Source organism: Polynucleobacter sp. 39-46-10 (assembly GCF_002282275.1).
In genome coordinates, this window is the sequence record NZ_NCJB01000552.1 from 1 (window position 1) to 1,054 (window position 1,054).

At 46.1% G+C, this 1,054-nt stretch carries 1 protein-coding gene and 1 pseudogene; both read left to right on the top strand.

Annotated elements, in window-relative coordinates:
• Positions 1-567, top strand: a pseudogene (locus B7X71_RS17655) (phosphomannomutase/phosphoglucomutase); the annotation flags it as partial.
• Between the two features lie 49 nt (positions 568-616).
• On the top strand, positions 617-1,054 hold a 438-nt coding region (gene nadA, locus B7X71_RS17660), incomplete at its 3' end, for a quinolinate synthase NadA (protein WP_293601702.1).

Below are 1,054 nucleotides of genomic sequence, written 5' to 3' on the forward strand. Positions count from 1 at the left end.
CCAGGCGGCCAAATTATTTATGATGTGAAATGCACTCGTAATTTAGCAACCTATATCAAAGAACATGGTGGCGAACCCATCATGTGGAAAACAGGCCATTCCCTAGTCAAAGCCAAGCTAAAAGAAACTGGCGCCCCACTTGCTGGTGAGATGAGTGGTCATATCTTCTTTAAAGATCGTTGGTTTGGTTTTGATGATGGTCTGTATACAGGCGCCCGCCTACTAGAGATTCTCAGTAAAGAGAAAAACCCAAGCGACACATTAAATAATCTGCCAAACGCTATCTGCACTCCAGAGTTGCAGCTGGCTTGTGCTGAAGGTGAGCCATTTGCTTTGCTAGAAACGATTAAAGCCAATGCCAAGTTCCCTACCTCTGAATCCATCAACACCATTGATGGGGTGCGGGTAGAGTATGCCGATGGCTTTGGCTTGGCCAGGCCTTCAAATACAACACCAGTCGTAGTCATGCGCTTTGAGGCTGATACTGAAGAGGCAATTAAGCGAATTCAGGCGGAGTTTAAAGTGGCAATGTTGGGTGCCAAGCCAGAAGCGAAGCTACCTTTTTAAGATTGAAGGATGCATGGTGGTGAGTAGCGCAATAGAGATAAAATTACCTATGATCTCAAGCCCCATTTCCTTTGATTACCCCCAGCAAAATGCTGCTGGTGAAACCTGTACTGCACAAGCTTGGGCTAAAACCCCTCCCCCATTGCATGGAGAACATAAATCTGCAGTGATTGCTCGTATTAAGCAATTGCTGGTTGAAAAAGATGCTGCATTGGTGGCTCACTACTATGTCGATGGTGATATTCAAGATTTGGCTTTATCAACTGGTGGTTTTGTTTCTGACTCTTTAGAGATGGCACGCTTTGGTAAGAATCATTCAGCCAAGAATCTCATTGTTGCGGGCGTTCGCTTCATGGGCGAGTCGGCCAAAATCCTCAGCCCTGAGAAGCGCGTTTTTATGCCGGATCTAGAGGCAACCTGCTCTCTCGATTTGGGTTGCAATGCTTCTGACTTTGCTGCTTTTAGGGCATTACATCCAGATCGTACC